Origin of the sequence: Paraburkholderia sp. CI2 (genome assembly GCF_014201055.1) — a bacterium.
In the GTDB taxonomy this organism is placed as follows: Bacteria; Pseudomonadota; Gammaproteobacteria; order Burkholderiales; family Burkholderiaceae; genus Paraburkholderia; species Paraburkholderia tuberum.
In genome coordinates this window covers 1-17,484 of sequence record NZ_JACHDL010000030.1, presented here as the reverse complement: position 1 = coordinate 17,484, position 17,484 = coordinate 1, and the positions used below count along the sequence as shown (strand labels likewise).

Genomic DNA, 17,484 nt, shown 5'->3' with positions numbered 1-17,484 from the left:
TTGCTGACTCCTTGATTGCGTTCAGGCGGATTGCGCGAGGCGCGCTTCGAGGTGCGCGGCGAGCGCGCACACCGTTTCGTCGTCGTTCTTGCGACCGATGATTTGCAGGCCCGCCTTCAGCGTCGAGCGTTCGATCGGAACGGGCAGGCTCAGCGCCGGATGCCCGCTCAGGTTGAACGGCCGGATCAACGACGACATGCCGATCACCGACGTGCCTGCGCGTGCTGCTTCGAGCGTGATCGGCAATGCAGGCAGCGTCGGCAGCACGAGTACGTCGACCCGGTCGAGCGCGCGGTCCACTTCGTCGGTGAACGTGCGGCGCACGCGTTCCGCCGCGTCGAGATCGGCGGCGCTCGTGGCCGCGGCCGCGCGCAGGCGCGCTTCGATATCGGCGCCGAGCTTGCCGCTTGCCACCAGATGGCCGAATGCGCGCGATGTCTCCGCGTTGATCACCGCGAGGCCGGCCGTGAATGCGTCCTTCAGCGACGCGAGTTCGATCGCTTGCGTGGCGAGTTCGGACTTTCCAACAGCGTCGGCGATTGCTTTGGCGATGTCGTCATCCGCGTCGACTGCGACCATGCCAATGCGCAACTGCGAAACGTCTCGACGCGCATCGTCAGCGCGAAACGAAGGATCGATCGCCGTCATCACGCGAATCAGCGTGTCCGTCTCGCGCGTAAACGGTCCAACGCAGTCGAGTGTCGTGACGCGCGGCGCCACGCCGTGCCGCGACACGCGGCCGAACGTCGGCTTCAGGCCGATAACGCCGCAGCATGCGGCCGGGCCGCGGACCGAGCCACCGGTGTCGGTACCGAGCGCGGCGTCCACGAACTTCTGCCCGACCGCCGACGCGGACCCGCTCGACGATCCGCCCGGAATGCGTGCCGCGTCCTGCGGATTGACCGGCGTGCCGGAAAAGTCGTTGATGCCGGTCATGCCGAACGCGAGTTCGTGCATGTTGGTCTTGCCAGTGACGCGCCAGCCGGCGTCGAGCAAACGCCGCACGACTTCGGCGTGCTCCGATGCAAGCGGTGCGTCGGCAAGCGCGCGGCTTGCCGCTGTCGTCGCGTAGCCGGCGACGTCGATGCTGTCCTTGATCGCGATCGTCGGCGCGTCGGCGCTGTCCGTCGCGCTCAGATCGAATGTCTGCAGAAATGCGCTCATGCCGAAACTCCCTGGGCCGGGTTGACTTGCCACGGTGCATCGAAAAGACGCTCGGTACGGAAATGGCGGATCAGCCATGTCGCGCCCGCATCGTGAGTGGCGGGCACGAAGTCGACTTCGAGGCGCGCCGCGATCAGTTCCGCTTTCGCATCGACATAACCCGAAGCCTGCAACATGATCCAGCGACCCTTCGCCGTGTCGCCGTTCACCTCGATATGCTCCGCAGTCAGAAAGTGCACATTGGTCGCGAAGTGCGGCGTGGGCGGCAGATAACGCTGCAGCATCGCGACGATCTGCGCCGGCCCTTCGAGACGCCCGAACTTGTTCGCGTACTGCGGGCCGATGCCTTCCCAGATCGCGTCTTCGGCGAACAGCGCGGCCAGCGCCTCGCCCTCGAGCGCGCGCATGGGCACATCGCACAGCGCCATGTAGCGCGCGATCGTCTTACGCACCGCGTTCTGTGCTTCTAGCGCTTTGACGCGCGCGAGCAGCGCGTCGATAGCCGGATCGGTCATCGCGTCACGCATGGTTGGCGACCGCTGGCGGCACCGTCAGCGCCCGGCCCACGCGCGCCTCGATCTTGCCGTAGCGCCACAGGTTGTAGTCGCCGACCGGCGTCGTCCGATACAGATTGCACACGGCCACCGCGGTATCGAAGTCGGCGACGTCGGCCATGATGTAGAACGTCCACGGCGCGCCATCGGCGTTGCCGACTACGAGCCGATCGTCGTCCATCACGCCCAGCACGCGCACGTTTTCCATCGCTTCGATCGCGTTCAGCATCTTGCCGTACGCTTGCCACACTTCGCCGATCTGTTCGCGCGGCAAGTCGAAGAAGTTCTGCGAGACGCCGCAGCAGAACAGCACACGCAAAGGCAGGTTTCGGTTGTCGCTCATGGGAACGTTCCTTGGTTCGATTGATTGAAGAGAGCTCACAGGTAGCCGGGAATCGGCTGCACGCCGACGAACACGGCGCCGGCTCCGTCGTAATTGCCTTCGCCGAGGAAGGCGTGTTGCGTGACGACCATCGCATCGCGCGCGAGACGTTGCAGCGGATGGTTGCGATAGATCGCCATCGTGCCGCCCAGCCGATACGCGCGGTTCACGACGTCGGCGCCTTCCCGCGCGATCTGCGTGAGCGCCGCGCGCGCGAGGCCCAGATTGACGACCGCCAGCACTTGCGCCTGCAGTCCCAAGCCTGAGCGCATCGCGAAGCTAGCGGCCCAGCGCCCGCGCGGTCTTGCCGCCGATGCCGAAGTCCGTGTTGGGAATGTCTTTGATCATCACGCGCGTGGAAGGCAACGGCAGGTCGAAGATCGCGGCGATCGTTTCGGATAGCTGGGCAATCAACGCGACTTTCTGCGCGTCGGTGCGACCCGCTATCAGGATTGCGATGATGACCGGCAACGCGGCAGGCGTGAGCTTGCCGCCAAGACCGGCGTTCGTTGCCGCCAGCTCCGATAGCAGAATGCGCACGGACTCCGCGGGCGCGGCGATTGCCTCGACGGTCGCATCGGTCAACCCTTGAATCAGTTTCGCCTTGCGTTCGTCTGGATGGCCTTGCGGCAAATAGACTTCGAGTGTCGGCATGATGACCGGTCAGAGCAGGAAGCCGATCGCGCTCAGCGCATCGGTGGAATCGATCAGGCGGATCACTTTCTCGACGAGACGCGGCTCGCCGCTCGCCATGCTGATCTTGTGCGTCAGATCGGCCGCGAAGATCGTCGACGTGCCGCGCTTGTACGCAATGACGATCTGCGACGACTTCACTTCGACCACGTCCGCGCTATCGCTCGCGAGCGTGAAGCGCGACACCGTGCGCACCGTGCGCGCGGCATCCGACGCGGATGCCGAATAGCCCGACGTCATGCGCTGCACGCGCAGCTCGCGCATGTGCCGATCGTCGTACGCGTAGTTCAGCGTTGCCGCGTAATCGGTCGCCTTCGGATCGATCGGCACCACGTAGTGGCCCGCCGGGTCCCACAACTCGAGCCACTCGCGATAGTCGCGTCGATCGAGCAATTCGGCTTCGCGCCAGATGAACTCGATCGCGCGCGCAAAGGTCTGGTGGGAAAAGAGTGCGTTTCTGTCGTCCATCATGCCTGCTCCATCATTGCGCGCCATTGCTTGTAGGCTTCGCGCATGCCGGTTTCATCGGTTGCGTGGGCGGTTTTCTCGCCGTTCGCGGCGGTCGTTTCGCGATTCAGACCGCGATTGACGAGGATCGGTACGTCCGGTCCCGCATGCGAGCCGCGCTGCACGCGCTCCCACGCTTCGGCGTCGTCGGGACTGCCGAAGCCGAACGGGCCCTGGAAGTGCTCGTGAATGCGCAGGCGCACGCGGTTCGCTTCTTCAGGACCGCCGTCCATCGCGAGCGCGACGTGGCGAATCTCCGTTTCCTCGGCGGAAATCGGCCGCAGCACACGGAAAAACGCCATCGACAGCGCGAGATTCGGGAACAGGTTCAGGTTGAAGCCGACGCCCATCAGCGAGCGCACGATGCGGCGCACTTCTTCCGGCGGGTGCTTTTGCGCGAGTTGCGCGGCGAGTTCGCTGAAGCGCTCGGGCAGCGGCGCGCCATCGTCGCGGTCCAGATCGACGATCTCGGGCATCAGCACCGCGAGGCTGTGACCGTTGCCGAGCGAGCGGCAGAACGCCTGGTCGCTCGTCATGAAGCTGGTGATCGCGGCGGCGGTTTCGTCGTCGATGGACTTCATCCACGACTTGTGCACGACCGGGAAGTGGTACAGATCCGTCGTGTTTTCGAGCTGGATCTTCCAGTTGCCCTTGAACTTGAACTTGTGCTCGCCGTTGGCCTTGATCGGATAGCCCGCGCCCTGCTTCATGAACAGGTCGATCCACGGCTTCGCGCCGCCGAGGAAGTCTTCGAGCGGTTCGATCGTTTCGTTGAAGCTCGCGAAAATGAGGCCCTGATAGACGCCCACGCGCAGCTGCTTGAGCGGCAGATCGCCCTTTTCGCATACGCCTTCGTAACCGTCGCCGTACGGCAGAGCGCGCAGCGTGCCGTCGAGCGCATAAGACCAGCTGTGATACGGGCACGTGAAGCCCTTCGCATTGCCCTTGTGCTCTTCGCACACGGTCGCGCCGCGATGCCGGCAGCGGTTTTGCAGTACGTTGACCGCGCCGCTCTTGTCGCGCACGACGATCACCGGCTGCCGGCCGATCGTCGTCGTGATGAAATCGCCGGGCTTCGGCAGCTCGCTGTCATGCGCGACCCAGATCCACGTCTTGTAGAAAATGCGCTCCAGTTCGACTTCGAACAGCTCGGGATCGTAGTAGAGGGAAGGCGCGATGCGATCGGCCTCGGCGCGCCTGGCTAAAGCGCTGGTGTCGATGGTTTGATAGGTCGGCGTACTCATCGTATGCGGGGGACAGTTGCGTGATTGGAATGAAGACGCACATCGACGCGACGAGTCGCGTGCCACACATCAGCGCATCCTCTCGTTGACATCAGTCTCGCTTTGCGACGATCATGCGTCAAATCGATTAAAAACAGGTTGCCGAATAAGTTCGGCTGATATCACAAGAGACCCCATGACCTCCATCGACCACGTCGATCTCAATCTGCTGAGGGTGTTTCAGGCGATCGTCGAGGAGCGCAGCCTGACGAAAGCGGGCGAACGCCTCGCGCTGTCGCAACCCGCGGTCAGCTACTCGCTCGGCCGTCTGCGCACGATGTTCGACGATCCGCTCTTTATCCGCACGCGCGCGGGTATGCAGCCGACCCCCGTCGCGCTCGAGCTCGCGGAAATCGTCGGCCACGCGCTCGATATCGTGCGTCAGGCGCTGCGTTACGCGGAACGTTTCGATCCGGCGACGAGCACGCGCACGTTTCGTCTGTCGCTATCGGATGCGGGCGAAATGGCCTATCTGCCCGCGCTGTGCGCGGCGCTGCAGAAGTCCGCGCCGCGCGTGAAGCTGGTCGTCGAGCCGTTGCCGGTGGAGGAGATCGAGGAGGCGCTGCGCTCGAGCCGGTTGGACTTCGCGATCGGCAATCTGCCGTCGCTGCTGCCGCGCACGCGGCATAGCCTGCTGTTCGAGGAATCGTATGTGTGCATGACGCGCAAGCGCCGCGACCTGCCGAGCGGTGACACGCTGAAGCTCGAACGGTTTCTGGTCGCGTCGCACATCCAGGTGCGCTCGCTCGAACACAGTCACCATGCGCTCGACGACGCGCTGCGCGCGCAAGGCGTCGGCCGCAATATCGCGTTCGCGTTGCCGCACTTCGTCGCGGTGCCTGGCGTGCTGGCCGCGACGGATCTGTTCGCGACGCTGCCCGAACGGCTCGCGCATATCCTCAATCGCGGCGACGCGTTCCGGATCTATGCACTGCCCGTGCCGCTGCCGAAGGCCGCCGTGACGATGCACTGGCACGAGCACTTCCACGAAGACGAAGGCATCGCGTGGATGCGCGGCCTCATCACCGAGATCCTCGCGGGATTCGAGAAAATGTGATTGCGCGCAGGTGAATCAGAGGTCGAGCACGAGCACGGGGGTTCGCGAGCGCGACACGCAGCAGCAGATCACGCTATTGCTTGCGCGCTCGGCCTTGCTCAGACAGTGATCGCGATGCTCGGGCTCGCCGCTAACCACATCGACCATGCAGGTACCGCACACGCCTTCGCCGCACGATGTGTCCACCTCGATACCGATCGACGCGAGCGCATCGACGATCGACGTGTTCGCATCGACTCGCACCGTCTGACCGCTGCTCGCCAATTGCACGTCGAAGCTGTCGAGCGATGCTTCGGCCACGGGAGCCGGCTCCGCCTTGAAGCGTTCGAGATGAATCGCTTCCGCGGGCAAGCGTTGCTGAGCGCTCGCTGCGACAAAATCCATGAACGGCGAGGGACCGCACGTGTAGACATGCGCGTTCGCGCCTGCATCGAGCAGGCACGCGTCGAGCGCGGGTTTCAGCTCCTCGGGCTGCACGCCGAAATGCAGCTTCACATGCCGTGCGAACGGCTCGCGCGTGAGCAGCGTCATGAAGGCCGCGTGCGCCTCGCTGCGGGCGAAATAGTGCAGCGTGAAGCGCGCGTGCCGCGCGGCGAGCCGATAAGCCATCGACAGCAACGGCGTAATGCCGATGCCCGCGCCGATCAGGATGTGCTCGTCCGCGCTTTCTTCGAGACGAAAAAGGTTGCGCGGCGCGCCGACCGACAGCTCGGTGCCGACGCTCACCTCTTCATGGAGCGAGCGCGAGCCGCCGCGCGATTGCTCCTCCTTCTTCACCGCGAAAATCTGCGACTCGATACACTCCGGGTCGCCGCACAACGAGTATTGCCGCGTGACGCCCGAAGGACTCGTGACGTCGATATGGGCGCCGGGTTCGTAGCGCTCGAACGGCAGCCCATCGAGCCGCGAAATGCTGAACGAGCGGACCCCGTGCGCTTCTTCGCACAAGGCGTCGACCCGAACCTTCAGGGTTTGCGCTTGCATGATTGCCTTCCGATGTATTCCTGGGGGGGACGATATGCCGAGATTAGCGCCCCGCATCGGATAAGCAAAATAGACTAAAAAACCGTGCTTGCATCAATGCGATTTATTTTATGCTGAAGTGTCAAGCGCCCGACAGCGCGTCCTCCTTGCGTTGCGATTCGCTGCGCGGCTGCGTCGCGTCATTCGAAAACGGTATGTTCGGCTTCATGAAGAAGCTCAGCACGATGCCGAAGAGCATCACGCCGATCGACAGTGGCCTTCAGCGACAGGCGTTTCATGTGTCGTCCTCCAGATGCGGTTTATTTTTTGTGGTGAAGCCACGCGATTGCGCGTGCGATCCGGGACGCTCAGCCTTTCAACGTTCCCGAGCCGAAGGCCGCGACGGCGTCGCGGAACCGCTGGCTGCCGTACACCTGCTCGACGAGATCCTCGTCTGCGAGGCTTTGATCGATCACGATGCGCCGCAAGCTCTCCTTGACCGCATGCTGCGTCACGGGCGATAGCGCAACGAGCCGCTCGGCGAGCGCGCACGCCGCGTTGCCGACCTGTTCCTTCGCCGTGACGTCATACACATAGCCGCACGCGTGCGCTTCGGCGGCGCTGAGGAAATCGGAGAGCAGCAGCATCTTCTTCACGCGCGGCACGCCGAATGCCGCCACGAGCCTCGCGAGATTGCGTGACGACAGCGTGTTCGATAACGTCTTTGCGATCGGCGCGCCGAAGCGCGAGCCCTCCGCACAGATGCGGAAGTCACACGCGGTAGCGATGGCGAGTCCGCCACCCACGGCCCAACCGTCGATCGCGGCGACGGTGGGCACCGCAATGCGTTCGACCGCGTCGATCACCTGTTCGACGAGCGCTTCGTATTCGACGCCCTGCGAGCCTGCCGTAAAGTCGCGGAAGTAGTCGATGTCGGTGCCCGAGATAAAGGACTTGCCGCCCGCGCCGCGTAGAACGATGCAACCTACGGTTTCGTCCGCGCGGCATTGGTCGATCAATGCCAGCAAGGTCTCGTACATCGGAATCGACATCGCGTTGTGCCGCTCGGGGCGGTCGATCACGATCTGCGCGACCGACTCCGTCAGACGTTCGAGCCTGACTTTCTCACTCGTCGCTTCGCTCATTTCGCGGCCCCGTTGATCTCTGCGTAAAGCTCGTCGTTGTGCTCGCCCAGCCGCGGCGGATGGCGTCGCACGCGCTGCGGCGTACCGAGCATCTTGACCGGAAAGCCGATGTTCTTGACCTTGCCTTCAACCGGATGGTCGATCTCCATGCACATGCGGCGATACTGCGCATGTTCGCTGCTGAAGGCTTGCGGATACGACAGGATCGGTCCGGCGGGAATGCCCGCGGCCAGCATCGTCTCGATCCATGCCTCGCAGTCGCGCTGGCCGAACGACTTCTCGAGCGATTCGATCAGCGCTTCGCGGTTCTTCAGGCGCAGGGAAACGGTCTCGAACTCGGGATTCGTCAGCAGATCGGTCCGCTCCAGCAGTTCGCAAAGACGCGACCACAGCTTCTGGTTGGTTGCGCCCATCACGAAGTAACCGTCGCGCGCCTTCACGGCCTGATACGGCGCGCTCATCTTGTTGCTTGTGCCAAGCGGCGTCGGCTCGACACCCGTTCCCCAGTAATCCGACATGTCCCAGATCGAGAAGGCCATCGCCGAATCGAACAGAGACGCGTCGATGTGTTGCCCCTGCCCGGTCTTCTGCGCGCCGATATAAGCGGAAAGCACGCCGTACACGGCGAACAGCGCACAGCCGATGTCCGCCACCGGCACGCCGGCCTTCACGGGCTTGCCGCCTTTGTAGCCCGTCACGCTCATGACGCCTGACATGGCCTGCGCCATCAGGTCGAAGCCGGGGCGCTGCGACCACGGGCCGCTTTGACCGAAGCCCGAGATGCTCGCGTAGACGATCTTCGGGTTGATTTCACGGATCGTCTCGTAATCGATCCGCAGCCGCTGAACCACGCCGGGTCGATAGTTCTCGACGATCACGTCGGCGGTCCTGGCCAGCTTGTAGAAAAACTCGCGCCCTTCGTCGGTCTTCAGGTCCAGCGCGACCGAGCGCTTGTTGCGGTTCATGTTCAGAAAGCCCATGCTGTCCGGGCCTTTCATCTTGAAGCCCATGGCGCCGCGCGTCTGGTCGCCTTCGAGGGGTTCGACCTTGATGACGTCCGCGCCGAGATCGGCGAGCATCATGCAGGCGAACGGGCCGGCCATCACCTGGCTGACGTCGAGCACACGGATGCCCTGCAGCGGCAACGGCCGGTTGTCCGTATCCGCGTCGTCGCTGGATGGTGTTTGTGCGTGGCTTTGCGTCATGTCGTCTCCTGTTTTTCCTGCCGGGCCGCTGTCGCGCGAAGCGCGTCGCGCGGCCGGCCGTTGCAGCACCGTGTTGGCGTGCGTCAACTGTCGCGCACGCGAGGGTGCCGCCGCAAGAATGCGACGGTCATACCTGGTTTCGCAAAAGACGAAGGGGGTGCTTTGCAGTCGAGGGGGTCGAGCGCAGGAACTGCTGCGCCCGCGCTTCAGCGGCCGGCCACGCGCCGTCCGGCCGTGAGCGCGGCTTCGACGTTGCGCAGCGTCTGCGCCTGCGCATGTCCTTCCACACAAGACAGTACGTAGCTACGTTGATGCCAGTCACCGGCGAGCTCGACGACGCCGAGGCCGTCCTCGGGATGGAAGCTGCGCAGCACGTCGGGCGGCATCAGACCCACGCCGAGCCCGTGGCGCACGACGGCGAGCATCGTGTCGAAACCATTGACCAGATAGTCGCAATCGAAGCGGCGGCCGCGGCTGTGAAACGCGCGCTGCACGGCGGCAAGGATTGCCGAGCCCTTGCCGAGGCTGACGAGCGGAAGCTCGAGCAAGGCGTCGAGCGTGATCGGCTGCGGATCAAGATGGAAGTGTGCGCGGCTATAAACGAGCACCAGCCGGTCCTCGCGATAGCGCATTGGCGGCAGATCGAGAAAGCCGCTCTTCTTTTCGTAGATGCCGATGTCGATCATCTTGTCGCGCAACATCTGCTGCACGATGCGGCTGTTCTCTTCGACGATCTTCAGCGAGATGCCCGGATAGGCATTCCGGATCGCGGCGATATCCGCGGCGAGAAACTCGATGATCACGGCTTTCGGCGCGCCGATCACGATGCGTCCGTCGAACCCGCTCACGAGTGCCTGCGCCTCGCTCGCGAGCCGCTCCACCAGCGTGTCGACCTGCTGCAGATAGCCGAGCAGCTTGCCACCCGACTCGGTCATTTCCACGCCGTGCGGTACGCGCCTGAAGAGCTTCGTGCCGAGTTGCTCCTCGAGATCCGACACGCGCCGCGACGCCGCCGCCACCGCGAGCCCCAGCCGGTTGGCCGCCCGCGAGATGCTGCCCTCTTCGACCATCGCGACGACGAGACGAACGGTGGTGGTGTCGACTTTCATGCGCTGACATGAGGACCGGGTCTTTGGGGGAGTGCCATGTTACCGCACTCCTTTACCTCAGACTGCGCGGGCCAAAGCGAAGCCTTCGCGCGATACACGTCACCGCGCGAAGGCTTGCACGCCAGGCAGGCGAAGCATTACGGCTGCCGCGTTTCGTGCGTGAACTTCAGCGTGACGACGGTAACGAGACCGAGCAAGATCAGGAACACGGCAACCGGCCAGTAGGCCTGGTAGTGCGCGAGCAGCGCGGTCGCGATCAGCGGCGACAGGCCGCCCGCGAAGATCGACGCGACTTCGTGACCGAGCGCCACGCCGGAATAGCGGACTTCGGTGCTGAACAGTTCGCCGACGAGCGCTGGCAGCGTGCCGATCATCGCGCCGTGGCAGACGGCCGTGCCGAGCAAAAGCGCGAGCCAGATCAGCGGCGTGGACTGCGTGTTGAGCAGCCAGAAGAACGGAAACGCCATCACCACGAGCGACACCGCGCCGATCATATACACCGGCTTGCGCCCGATGCGGTCCGACAGTTTGCCCCACGCGAGCATCGCGCCCATTTCGACCACCATCGCGAGCATCACGCCGGTCAGCATCACCGAATTCGAAATGCCGACGAACTTGCCGTACACGAGCGAGAACGCGAGAAAGATATAGGCGCCGCCGTTTTCCGCGACCCGCAGACCCATCGCCATCAGGATCTCTTTCGGGTGACGCTTGATCGCTTCGAGCACCGGCATATGCGCGGTCTTGCCGGCTTTCTCCGCGTTCTCGAAGTCGCGGCTCTCCGGCAGGTTGTGACGGATGTACACGCCGAGCGCGAAAATCACGATGCTCGCGAGAAACGGCAGACGCCATCCCCATGACATGAACTGATCGTGCGGCAGCGCTTGCGCCGCGAGGAACGCGCCCGCCGACAGCACGAAGCCGCCGCCCACGCCGAGCTGACTCCACGCCGCGAAATAGCCGCGTTTTTCGGGCGGAGCGTTCTCGCTGATCATCAGCACGCCGCCGCCCCATTCGCCACCTGATGCGATGCCTTGCAGCAAGCGCAAGCCCACGAGCGCCGCGGGGGCGGCCAGACCGACGTGCTCATAGGTCGGCAACAGCCCGATGCCGAAGGTCGCAAAGCCCATGATCAGCAGCGTCCAGACGAGCGACGCGCGGCGTCCATAGCGGTCGCCGATATGCCCGAACACGATGCCGCCCAGCGGACGCGCGACGAAGCCGATCGCAAACGCGGCAAACGCCCCGATGGTGCCGATCAACGGGTCCGTGTGGGCGGGAAAGAACAGTTGCCCGAGCACGAGCGCAGCCGCGGTGCCGTACACGAAAAAGTCGTACCACTCCATCGCGTTGCCGGCCACCGACGCAATGATGATTTTCCTGAGTGCGCGATCCGACTCTGCCGTGGCGCGCCCGGCCGCGATCGGGGATTGAACGGAGGACATGTCTGCTCGCATCTGAAGTGGGGGGATGGCGGCCTTTCAGAAAAGGCTTCGCACGATACGCAGTGTCGAGGCGACAGATAGTGGCGTCAAATTAGCCGAAAAGCAGGGCGGGTATCAGTGCAGCTAATATGCCCGGCGTGCCCGGGCACCCGCGGGCAAGCTCACGGGCGCTCAGCGTGCCGGCTGATGAAACATCGTATGGATGGTCTCGCGCAGCCACGCGATGCCGGGGTCCGCCGCGAACTGCGAGTGGCAGTGCACCTGGATTTCGATCGGCGGCAGCGGAAACGGCAGCGGCAGAATCCGGAACGCCTTGCCGCGGTTGAAGCGCTTCGCGATGCTTTTCGGAAAGATCACGGCAAGATCGGTATTCATCACGATCTCGGGCGCGACGACGAAATGCGGCAGCCGCAGCACGACCTCGCGCTTCAGGTTCAGCTCGTCGAGCCATTGCTCGACCATCCGATGCCCGGTCGCATTGGTGCTCGCGTACACGTAGCGTAGCGCGCTCAGATCTTCGCGGCTCGGCCTCGTCTTGCGCAGCGGATGACCGGCGCGCACCACGCACACGTGCTCGTCGACGAACAGCGTCCGGCTCACGCAGCCCGCGTCGAGACCCGGCACATAGCCGAGCGCGAGATCGACTTCGCCGGCGCGCATCGCCGCGCTGACCGACTCGACCGGCACATTGGCAACCTCGATGCGGATGCCGCGCGCTTCGCGATCGAGCAGCGCGGCGAGCGGGGGCAAGAAGTAGAACTCCGACATGTCCGACATCGACACGCGAAACACCCGTCGCGCGGTCGACGGCTCGAACTTCGCCAGCTGCTGCACGGCTTCGTTGATGATCGCGAACGCTTGCGCGAGCGGCGGATAGAGGCGGTACGCGGCATCGGTGGGGACCATGCCGTTGGGCGTGCGCGAAAACAGCGGGTCTTCGAACAGAGTGCGCAGACGGCGCAGCGCATGACTGACCGCCGGTTGCGTGAGACCGAGCCGATCGCCGGCCGCCGTCAGACTGCGCAGGTCCCAGATCGCGAGGAACACGCGCAGAAGATTCAGATCGGCGATGCCGGGATTCAGTTTGTTCATGCGCAGCTCTCGCAAACTAAGGCACGTCGCTGGCCGCGCGACGCGCCGGTCAATATGCGGCGAGGTTACCGTAGATGCTGCGCATTGCAAAATGCGGCGTCGCCCCGCTGTACGGCGGCAGCGCGTGGAAATCGCGGCGCATCGCATCGCGCACCGGCGACGCGAGCGCATCGGTGAGCGCGCTCGCATCGTCGAACACGACCTTGTTGCGTTGCATCGCGCTCGCGCGCGCAAACGGCAAACCGCTGCGGCTGTCGATGCGCGTGTAGATCTCCATTTCGCGCAGCGCCGGCAATTGCAGCATCAACGGCGGATGATGCGCTAGATAGTGCGTCAGCCACGCGTTGAAGTCTTGCGCGACGCCTTCGTATGCGACCAGATAGGTGCAGCGTTGCGCGTTGTCTTCGACCGACGCAGCCTGCGGTGGCGCGAACATGCGCACGGCCATCACCTGCTGCGAGAAGCTTTGCGGGCTGAATTCGGCGCGCATGGCCGAATGCAACGCGTGCGCGATCGCGCCGTCAGGTTCGAGCGCGGCTTCGAGCGGCTCGAGTTCGTCGAAGTACCACTGCAGCACGCACGACGGCGCATCCGCCGCCGGCGCGATACGCGCATCGACCCGTCCCGCGATCGGCTCGTGCACGATCAGCTTGCGCAGCCCCGCGACTTGCGTGGCGGCCCGCAGCAGCGCGGGCGGGTCCGTGAGCGATTGCCGCGCGTCGCTCGTGCCGATCAGAAAGAGACAGACCTGCATCGTCATGCCGCCTCGCAAGCCGCGACACCGGCACGCGCAAGCCGGTGGAACTGCCTGCCGAAGTAGACGAGTCCATCGCCGTCATCGCGCGTGGCGATCCGTTCGATCCGCACGAACATCACCGAGTGCGAGCCCACCGTCTTGCTGTCGACGATCTGTCCTTCGAGGCTCGCGAGCGCCTCGCCAAGCACCGGAGCGCCGAGCGCTCCCGGCTGCCACGCGCATTGATCGAAACGCGCGTCCATCGAGCAACCCGTCATGCCCGCGAACACGCGCGCCAGGTCCTGGCAGTGCGCGCCAAGGATGTTGATGCACAGGTTCGCGTTTTCGTGCATCACGTCATGCACATAGCTCGATTGATTGATGCACACCAGCATGGTCGGTGGCGTATCGGTCACCGAACAGACCGCGCTCGCGGTGATGCCGCAGCGCCCGCGCGGACCATCGGTCGTGATGATGTTGACGGCCGCGCCGAGGCAAGCCATCGCGTTGCGGAAGTGCGTGCGCGTTTCGTCGTGCGTCATGACAGTCGCTCCTACGTCGCTCAGGGATAGGGCGTGACCGGCGGTATGCCGACGAACAGCGCGCCCGACGCGTCGTAGGTGCCTTCGCCGAGAAACGCGTGCTGCGTGACGACGATCGAATCGCGCACCATCCGCTGCATGCGGCTCTCGCGATAGATCGCGCCGATGCCAGCCATCTTGTACGCCTGCATGACCACCTCGGCGCACGTATGCGCGGCATGCGTCGCGGAGAGCCGCAGCAGATTGGCCTCGCTGGGCGACACGGGGTCGCCCGCCATGACCGTGCGCCACGAAGTTTGCGCCGACTCGAAGAAGAACGCGCGCGCGCTGCGCAGATTCGCTTCCGCCTGCGCGAGACCCGAGCGATAGTACGCGCGGTCGGCAAGACGCGGCGCGCCGGTCGTCGTTCTGGTTACGCCGGACATAGCGGCCAGCAGGTCGAGCGCCGCGCGCGCGAGCCCGAGGTTCACAGCCGCATGCACCTGTGCCTGATATGCGACGACGGGGTAGCGGTAGAGCGGCTCGTCGATCAGCGGCGCACCGCCGCGCACGAAGGTCCATTGCTCGTCGACGAACTTGTTTTTCAGGCGCAGATCGTGGCTCCCGGTGCCTTGCATGCCGACCACGTTCCAGTTGTCGACGATCTCGACTTCGCTCGCCGGAAACACGGCCGTGAACGGCTTGCCCGCGTTCGCGTCGCCGACCTTGCCCGGCGCGCCACCGATGCCGACGCCGAGCCAGTCCGCGCCCTTGCAGCCGCTCGCGAAACGCCATTGACCCGACACGACGTAGCCGCCGGGCGCACGCCCGGCCGGTTGCAGGGGATACAGGCCGCCCGCGAAAACCTGGTCCGGACCGGACGCGTAGATGCGGGCCTGGGTCTCGACCGGCAGCGACGCGAGATACGTGTTCGCGGAGCCAAAGGCCGCGACCCATGCGGTCGAACCATCGGCGATCGCGATGCGTTCGAGCATCGCCAGAAACTGTGGCGGCGGCAGCGCGTCGCCGCCGAAGCGTTGCGGCGTGCTCGCGCGGAAGATGCCCGCGCGCTTCATCTTCAGGATCATGTCGCGCGGGACGTGTGAAACCGCATCGAACTCGTCGCGGCGACGCTCGACTTCGGTGATCAGGTCATCGAGCGACAGCGGGCCCGTGTATTCGGGGTAGTCCTCCTGCGTGTCGATGATGGGTGCGTCGGCGGTGCAAGCGCGGGCGCTGGCGATATGAACGGCGTGCATGCGCGTTACCTCTTGATTCGGTAATGTGAACGATGTCATTCGGTTTTCTGATGCGCTTCGATGCGCATCGCTTTCGGATAGGTCTCCCGGGCGAGCAGCGTCGCGATCACGGTGATCAGGCCGAGCACGCCGAGATACAGAGCGACCGGCGTCGCGCTGCGATAGTGCGCGAGCAGCGCCGTGGCGATCATCGGCGACAGGCCGCCGCCGAGCACCGAGGAGATTTCGCGCCCGATGCCAAGCCCCGAGAAGCGCAGATGTACCGGCAACAGTTCGCTGATGAACGCGGGCTGCGCGCCTTCGAGGATGCCGAGCGTGAGGCTGTTCGCCAGCACGAGGGCCGTGATCACTTTCCAGTATTCGCCGGAGCCGAGCAGCGCAAAATACGGCCATGCGACGAGCACCATCGCGATCGCGCCGGCGAGATACACGGGCTTGCGTCCGACCTTGTCGGTCAGGTAGCCGAAGAACAGCGAGAACGGAATCATCAGCAGCATCGAAAGAGTCAGGCCGCCGAGCATCCAGCTCGACTTGATGCCGAGGAACTGGCCATACGCGATCGAGAACGCGAAGAAGATGTACGACGCACCGCCTTCGCCGAAGCGCAAACCGAAGATCGTCAGCACTTCGCGAGGACATTGCCGCAACACTTCGATCACCGGCATGCGGCTCTCGTGACGCTTTGCCTTCGCTCGAGCGAACGCGGCGCTTTCGCCGACCGAGCGGCGCATCCACAAGCCCAGTGCGACGAGTGCGGCGCTGCAGAGGAACGGAATGCGCCAGCCCCAGCTCAGGAAATCGGCAGACGACAGGTTCTGCACCAGCAGGAACGCACCGGTCGACAGCACGAAGCCGAGCGCCGCGCCGCACGGACTCCATGCGGCGAGCGCGCCGCGCTTCGATTGCGGCGCGTTCTCATGGATCAGCAGGATGCTGCCGCTCCATTCGCCGCCCGCGGCGAGCCCCTGCACGATGCGCAGACACACGAGCAGCGCCGGCGCGGCGAGGCCGATCTGCTGGTAGGTGGGCAGCACGCCCATCAACATGGTCGCCGTGCCCATCGCGAACAGCGTCAGCATCGTCACGAGCTTGCGCCCGTAGCGGTCACCGAGATGTCCGCACAGCACACCGCCGATCGGCCGCGCGATGAAGCCGACCGTGAAGCCGCCGAACGCGGCGACGGTGCCGGTGAGCGGATCGCTGCCGACGGGGAAGAACAGCTTGCCGAATACCAGTGCCGCGGCCGTTCCATACAGGAAGAAGTCATACCATTCGAGGATTTGACCCAGCACGGCGGTCGTGACCGCGCGTCGTACGCCGCCCGTCGCGGCGGCGGATCGGCGTGATGCGAGCGGGGCGCTCAGATCGGAATTCACGGCGTCAGAGTTCATGGCTCAGGGAGAACGAAGATTGAGGTTCCCGCATGACGATGGCTCTACGCAGCGGGGCGAATCACATTCGGACGACATGGCTGCACGATATGAGCGGCGATAAACGCGGTCAAATTCGGGCCAAAAATGATCGATATGAATGGCGTGCATGGGCGACGCCCGGATCGAGCGACGCGCGAATGGTGAGGAATTCCAGGAGATGGCGCTACGGTGAGGGTTTACGGGAGCGGTGGTTGCGTCGGAACGGCGATGGGGATGAGGTGCGTCGAAGCGCGCAGCGCGTGCTTCGCTGGCTTCAGCGTTGCGGTGAACGATTGCGTTTCGGACCAGCGAGCGCGGAGCGCGTCGGTGTCCAGTGCGCGAAGAGCACGCTGGAATGCAGGGCTATAAGTTGAAGCGAGCTGTTGAGGTGAGGTCTTCCAGGATGGTGAGGATTTCCAGGAGTCGAGAGAACGACGCTTTGTGCGCCATGGTGAGGAGTTCCAGGAGGTCGGCCCCGCATTCGAGACCTCGCGCTCGCGGCAATTGCTCAATCCGGGTAGAACGGAAGCCTTTGGCTACCGAAAAACCTCACCTTGGGGACAATCGCCCACGTTGCTTACGGCTCCTCTCGCTGGCAGTGTCGATTCCTTCCCCGTCGCCGGGGTGAACCGTCAGCGCAACTCGACTTCCAGGCATCAAAGAAAAACGCCGAGGTTGCGGGCTTTGGGCTATGGCCGGCGGCACGCCCGTGGCTGGCCTTCGACTTTCAACGTTGTGATCTTATGATACATGAACCATACAGTTCATTTAACTTGACGCGGACGACCTCTATAACTATACTGCTCAGTATTGAAAAGCGAGCAAGGGAGCAGGGAATCATGCAAGAAAGACATTTGACGACGCGCCAGACCACCCGGATCGTCATCGTCGGCGGCGGCATCGCTGGACTTCTGCTCGCGACCAGGCTGGGCAACACGCTTGGCCGCAGCGGCCGCG

The 17,484-nt window shown here is 64.4% G+C and carries 17 protein-coding genes and 1 pseudogene; 1 reads left to right on the top strand and 17 read right to left on the bottom strand.

Annotated features, from left to right (window positions below; genetic code table 11):
• Positions 1 to 21: 21 nt before the first annotated feature.
• The 7 genes and pseudogenes from HDG32_RS30550 to HDG32_RS30520 all read right to left on the bottom strand — a co-directional run bounded on the left by HDG32_RS30550 (position 22) and on the right by HDG32_RS30520 (position 4,544).
• Positions 22 to 1,164 (bottom strand): amidase, encoded by a 1,143-nt coding sequence (locus HDG32_RS30550; RefSeq protein ID WP_184073053.1) that lies wholly within the window; start codon positions 1,162 to 1,164, stop codon positions 22 to 24.
• Positions 1,161 to 1,691 carry a nuclear transport factor 2 family protein gene (locus HDG32_RS30545; protein WP_409340061.1) on the bottom strand — a complete coding sequence of 177 codons (531 nt, stop codon included), beginning with the start codon at positions 1,689 to 1,691 and terminating at the stop codon, positions 1,161 to 1,163. The genes HDG32_RS30550 and HDG32_RS30545 overlap by 4 nt, the downstream gene beginning before the upstream one ends.
• Positions 1,684 to 2,061: a hypothetical protein gene (locus HDG32_RS30540; protein WP_184073051.1), complete on the bottom strand. Its 378-nt coding sequence runs from the start codon at positions 2,059 to 2,061 to the stop codon at positions 1,684 to 1,686. The genes HDG32_RS30545 and HDG32_RS30540 overlap by 8 nt, the downstream gene beginning before the upstream one ends.
• A gap of 35 nt (positions 2,062 to 2,096) precedes the next feature.
• Positions 2,097 to 2,324: pseudogene (locus HDG32_RS30535) on the bottom strand (flavin-dependent monooxygenase); the annotation flags it as partial.
• A 55-nt stretch (positions 2,325 to 2,379) separates the two neighbouring features.
• A complete protein-coding gene (locus tag HDG32_RS30530; protein WP_184073049.1) occupies positions 2,380 to 2,754 on the bottom strand; it encodes a tautomerase family protein in 375 nt (124 codons plus the stop codon).
• Positions 2,755 to 2,763: 9 nt separating this feature from the next.
• Positions 2,764 to 3,264 carry an aromatic-ring-hydroxylating dioxygenase subunit beta gene (locus HDG32_RS30525; protein ID WP_184073047.1) on the bottom strand — a complete coding sequence of 167 codons (501 nt, stop codon included), beginning with the start codon at positions 3,262 to 3,264 and terminating at the stop codon, positions 2,764 to 2,766.
• Positions 3,261 to 4,544 (bottom strand): Rieske 2Fe-2S domain-containing protein, encoded by a 1,284-nt coding sequence (locus HDG32_RS30520; protein ID WP_184073045.1) that lies wholly within the window; start codon positions 4,542 to 4,544, stop codon positions 3,261 to 3,263. Before HDG32_RS30520 ends, HDG32_RS30525 begins: the two co-directional genes overlap by 4 nt.
• 175 nt (positions 4,545 to 4,719) lie before the next feature.
• Between HDG32_RS30520 and HDG32_RS30515 the strand changes: the two genes are divergently transcribed.
• Positions 4,720 to 5,640 (top strand): LysR family transcriptional regulator, encoded by a 921-nt coding sequence (locus tag HDG32_RS30515; protein WP_184073043.1) that lies wholly within the window; start codon positions 4,720 to 4,722, stop codon positions 5,638 to 5,640.
• 15 nt (positions 5,641 to 5,655) lie between these two features.
• Here HDG32_RS30515 and HDG32_RS30510 read toward each other — a convergent pair whose 3' ends face one another.
• The 10 genes from HDG32_RS30510 to HDG32_RS30465 form a co-directional block, all read right to left on the bottom strand.
• Complete coding sequence (locus HDG32_RS30510) at positions 5,656 to 6,624, bottom strand: PDR/VanB family oxidoreductase (RefSeq protein WP_184073041.1); 969 nt, start codon at positions 6,622 to 6,624, stop codon at positions 5,656 to 5,658.
• Positions 6,625 to 6,971: 347 nt separating this feature from the next.
• Positions 6,972 to 7,748, bottom strand: a complete 777-nt coding sequence (locus tag HDG32_RS30505) for an enoyl-CoA hydratase (protein ID WP_184073039.1) — start codon at positions 7,746 to 7,748, stop codon at positions 6,972 to 6,974.
• Positions 7,745 to 8,953 (bottom strand): CaiB/BaiF CoA-transferase family protein, encoded by a 1,209-nt coding sequence (locus HDG32_RS30500; RefSeq protein ID WP_184073037.1) that lies wholly within the window; start codon positions 8,951 to 8,953, stop codon positions 7,745 to 7,747. Before HDG32_RS30500 ends, HDG32_RS30505 begins: the two co-directional genes overlap by 4 nt.
• A gap of 206 nt (positions 8,954 to 9,159) precedes the next feature.
• On the bottom strand, positions 9,160 to 10,062 hold the full coding sequence (locus tag HDG32_RS30495; RefSeq protein ID WP_184073035.1) for a LysR family transcriptional regulator: 903 nt from the start codon (positions 10,060 to 10,062) through the stop codon (positions 9,160 to 9,162).
• Between the two features lie 137 nt (positions 10,063 to 10,199).
• Entirely contained in the window at positions 10,200 to 11,507 is a 1,308-nt protein-coding gene (locus HDG32_RS30490; RefSeq protein ID WP_184073033.1) for an MFS transporter, read from the bottom strand.
• A gap of 171 nt (positions 11,508 to 11,678) precedes the next feature.
• The gene (locus HDG32_RS30485) at positions 11,679 to 12,599 is read right to left on the bottom strand and encodes a LysR family transcriptional regulator (protein ID WP_184037845.1); all 921 of its coding nucleotides are present in this window, start codon (positions 12,597 to 12,599) and stop codon (positions 11,679 to 11,681) included.
• Positions 12,600 to 12,648: 49 nt separating this feature from the next.
• A complete protein-coding gene (locus tag HDG32_RS30480; RefSeq protein WP_184073133.1) occupies positions 12,649 to 13,353 on the bottom strand; it encodes an EthD family reductase in 705 nt (234 codons plus the stop codon).
• 2 nt (positions 13,354 to 13,355) lie between these two features.
• A complete protein-coding gene (gene hpaC / locus HDG32_RS30475; protein ID WP_184073031.1) occupies positions 13,356 to 13,877 on the bottom strand; it encodes a 4-hydroxyphenylacetate 3-monooxygenase, reductase component in 522 nt (173 codons plus the stop codon).
• Between the two features lie 20 nt (positions 13,878 to 13,897).
• Positions 13,898 to 15,115, bottom strand: a complete 1,218-nt coding sequence (locus tag HDG32_RS30470; protein WP_184073029.1) for an acyl-CoA dehydrogenase family protein — start codon at positions 15,113 to 15,115, stop codon at positions 13,898 to 13,900.
• A 35-nt stretch (positions 15,116 to 15,150) separates the two neighbouring features.
• Positions 15,151 to 16,506 (bottom strand): MFS transporter, encoded by a 1,356-nt coding sequence (locus HDG32_RS30465; RefSeq protein WP_184073027.1) that lies wholly within the window; start codon positions 16,504 to 16,506, stop codon positions 15,151 to 15,153.
• Between the last annotated feature and the right edge of the window lie 978 nt (positions 16,507 to 17,484).